This window comes from Mesorhizobium sp. M7A.F.Ca.US.006.04.2.1 (assembly GCF_004022915.1).
GTDB classification, from domain to species: Bacteria; Pseudomonadota; Alphaproteobacteria; order Rhizobiales; family Rhizobiaceae; genus Mesorhizobium; species Mesorhizobium ciceri.
Genome location: NZ_RZQA01000755.1, coordinates 1 through 3,195, shown reverse-complemented (window position 1 = coordinate 3,195; position 3,195 = coordinate 1). Strand labels below are relative to the sequence as shown.

The following is a 3,195-nucleotide window of genomic DNA, read 5'->3' as shown; positions in this document are numbered from 1 at the left end:
AAGTAGGCGTAAGTCGCGGCCTCGTCCATGGTCTCGAACCGAGCCGCGCTCATTCTTGGCCCGGCCCGCAACGGGAATTCATGCAGCGAGCCGACGTGGTCGAGATGGATGTGGGTGGCAACGACCAGCAACGGCTTGCCCTGCGGCGTCTCGATCTGCGGCGCCAGCGGACAGATGCCCATACCGGTGTCGACGAGCAGGTCGGCATCGCGACCGCGCAGATGCCAGATATTGGCCCGAACATAGGCATGCACGAAGGGCTCGGTCAGCATCGTCGTCTTGCCGTCGACCACGCTCCTGCTGAACCAGCTCGGCATCAAGTGTGAGTCCGGCATACGAAGTGAGCCGGGCATCAGGTGTGAGCCCGGCATCAGACGAAGGGCTTCCCGACCTTGTACTTTTCCGGCACCAGCCGCTTGAGATAGGCCATGCCGGCATCCGACAGCTGATTGACGTCGGGCTTCATGAAATCGTCCGGCATGTGGCGGGTCTTGCCGGCGACGTTCTTGAGCGGCACTTTCTTCAGCACCGTTCTGGTGCCGTCATATTGCAGCGCCACCGAGCCGCCGCCCTGTTCGGCGACGGTGACGGCGAAAGCGCCGGCATCGAAAGCCTCCTGCGCGTCGACCGCGCTGATGGCGCCGATATAGCCGCGCGGCATGTAGCCGAGCGCATCGACGCGGGCACGCTTGCCCGGCAGGCCTTCCGCCAACGCGCGCTCGAGTGCGGCCGGCAGGTCGCTGCCCGACAGCTTGACGTTGCCATGCGCGTCGCGCTCAAGCTTGTCCGGCGGCACCAGGCTTTCGACCAATGCCTTGCCGTCGGCGGTGCTGACGCCTTCCGAAACGGCGACGATGCAGCGCTTGTGGCGATCGAGCGTGGCACGCACGTCGTCGATGAAGCCAGCGGCTGAGAATGGGCGCTCGGGCACATAGACGAGATGAGGGCCGCTGTCGGGGTCGAGCTGCCAGGCAGCGGCAGCCGCGGTCAGGAAGCCCGCATGCCGGCCCATGACGATGCCGACATAGATGCCGGGCAGCGCGCGAAAATCGAGATCGACGGACAGGAAGGCGCCGGCGACGAACTCGGCCGCCGAAATAAAGCCCGGCGTGTGGTCGTTTTCCTCGAGATCATTGTCGATGGTTTTTGGCGCATGAACAAAGGCAATTGAGCCGCCGGCGGCGTCGGTCAGGATCTGCTGGGTACCCGACGTGTCGTTGCCGCCGATATAGATGAAGGCGTCGGCGCCGGCCTTCTTCAGGCCGTTGAGGATGACATCGCAATAGGCGGCGTCGGGCTTGTCGCGCGTCGAGCCGAGGGCGGCGCTCGGCGTGCCGGCAATCAGCCGCAGGCGGTCTTCCGGAATGGCGGAAAGGTCGACATAATTGCCGTCACGGATGCCGCGCACGCCATGGATCGAGCCCAGCACCTTGGCACCGGGATGCCGCTTGCGGATCTCCAGCGTCGCCCCGACAACCGTCTGGTTGATGACGGCGGTTGGGCCGCCGCCCTGCGCGATGACAAACGTTCCAGCCATGCTTGATTTCTCCCGGCGCGATGGTTTTCAAGGCACCTTGGCCTGTCTTGCCGCATCGCGCAACGGGAGTTTCGAGCGGCGCCAACACGCCGCATAAGCGTCAGACGACGACGACCGGATTTTTCTTGGAGACGCGGCTGTAGAGGTCGATGATGTCCTGGTTGATCAGGCGCACGCAGCCCGACGACATCGCTTGCCCGATGCTCCACCATTCGGGCGAGCCGTGGATGCGATAGCCGGTGTCCTTGCCGTCCTGGTAGATGTAGAGGGCACGCGCGCCGAGCGGATTGGTGAGGCCGCCGGGCTGTCCGGCCTGCCATTTCACCAGTTCAGGCTTGCGGGCGATCATCTCCGGCGGCGGCGTCCAGGTCGGCCATTCCCTGCCGTACTGGATGTTGGCGCGGCCGGACCAGCGGAAACCGTCCTTGCCGATGCCGACGCCGTAGCGAATGGCATCGCCACCCGGCTGGACGAGATAGAGCATGCGCTCCTTGAGATGGACGACGATGGTGCCGGGCGCCTCGCCTGTCGTGTCGACGACGATCTGGCGGCGGAATTCCGGCTTGACCTTCAGATATGGCACTTCCGGCACGTTGAAGCCGCCGTCGGTCAGCCCGGCATACATGACCCCGGGACTGGTGACGTTCTTGTCGACGCTGATGCTTGGCCGGATCGGCCGCACGGAACCCGTGGTGACGTCGTCGAGCTCGAGCGCCGGCAGGCCGCCGCCCGAGGTCGAGCAACCGGCGGCGCTCAGCAGCGCAAGCGCCCCTGCCCCGGACAGGATGGCGCGGCGGCAAAGATGATGATCGGTTTCGATTGCGTCGCCATTTCGCGGCGGCGTCAGACCTTGCGGCAACTCACGCATATACCCAGACCCTACGCTGTCGGCGGGAAGCACGGTCCGGCCGGATAGCAGGCATTTTCCTCATTCATGGTTGATAAAGCGTGAAGAGCTTGCACAGCCTGCATTTGCGCATGGCCTTGGCGATGTTCGACCTTCTTGCCTGAACTTGAACGAAGGCTGCTGCACAAAAAGACCTCGGTCGAGTCATATTCCCGGCGCCGGCGTCTCCTACTCCTCGAACCATCAGCGAGGGGCCTCCATGTGCAAGACCTTAAAAACCGACATCAAGCTTTTTGCCGCTGCCATTGTCGCGGCGGCAACCGTTCTTGGTGCCAATGTCAGCCTGGCCGATATAGTGAGCACGCTGAGCGGCGCGAACTGACACCGATCTGCCGCTGGCGCAGTTAGGGAAATCGCCTCTTTACATTCTTCCGGGCCTAAGGATTTATCCTCTTCTTTAAGCTCAAAGGAGACGAGCATGTCCTTCGAAAACTGGGCCGCCTTCGCTGCCGCATCGACGATCCTTCTCATCATTCCAGGTCCGACCATCCTGCTGGTCGTGTCCTATGCGCTGGGCCAGGGCTGGCGTACCGCTCTGCCGATGGCCGTCGGCGTGGCGTTGGGGGATTTCACTGCGATGACGTTGTCGATGCTGGGTATCGGCGCGCTGCTGGCGGCCTCGGCGACCGTCTTCACCATCCTGAAGCTGATCGGCGCCGGTTATCTGATCTATCTTGGCGTGAAACTGTTTCGCGCCGGCGGCGCGTTGAAGGCCGAACCGCGCACCGACGCGGTCTCCTCGGCCAAGATG

The 3,195-nt window shown here is 63.7% G+C and carries 5 protein-coding genes; 2 read left to right on the top strand and 3 right to left on the bottom strand.

Features of this window, described 5'->3' with window-relative positions; translation table 11 throughout:
- The 3 genes from EN925_RS29450 to EN925_RS29440 all read right to left on the bottom strand — a co-directional run.
- Positions 1-317 (bottom strand): MBL fold metallo-hydrolase (locus EN925_RS29450; RefSeq protein WP_128337121.1); only part of this gene is annotated, 317 nt, incomplete at its 3' end.
- A 53-nt stretch (positions 318-370) separates the two neighbouring features.
- On the bottom strand, positions 371-1,537 hold the full coding sequence (locus EN925_RS29445; RefSeq protein WP_013528281.1) for a diphosphate--fructose-6-phosphate 1-phosphotransferase: 1,167 nt from the start codon (positions 1,535-1,537) through the stop codon (positions 371-373).
- A 100-nt stretch (positions 1,538-1,637) separates the two neighbouring features.
- Positions 1,638-2,405, bottom strand: a complete 768-nt coding sequence (locus EN925_RS29440) for a L,D-transpeptidase (RefSeq protein ID WP_127370519.1) — start codon at positions 2,403-2,405, stop codon at positions 1,638-1,640.
- Between the two features lie 238 nt (positions 2,406-2,643).
- Between EN925_RS29440 and EN925_RS41545 the strand changes: the two genes are divergently transcribed.
- A complete protein-coding gene (locus EN925_RS41545; RefSeq protein WP_013528283.1) occupies positions 2,644-2,766 on the top strand; it encodes a hypothetical protein in 123 nt (40 codons plus the stop codon).
- 96 nt (positions 2,767-2,862) lie between these two features.
- Positions 2,863-3,195: LysE family translocator (locus EN925_RS29430; RefSeq protein WP_164894464.1), on the top strand; the 333-nt coding region annotated here is incomplete at its 3' end.

Coding starts and splice junctions, on each gene's coding strand:
- EN925_RS29445 (WP_013528281.1), bottom strand. CDS start 1,537: ATGGCTGGAACGTTTGTCATCGCGCAGGGCGGCGGCCCAACCGCCGTC.
- EN925_RS29440 (WP_127370519.1), bottom strand. CDS start 2,405: ATGCGTGAGTTGCCGCAAGGTCTGACGCCGCCGCGAAATGGCGACGCA.
- EN925_RS41545 (WP_013528283.1), top strand. CDS start 2,644: ATGTGCAAGACCTTAAAAACCGACATCAAGCTTTTTGCCGCTGCCATT.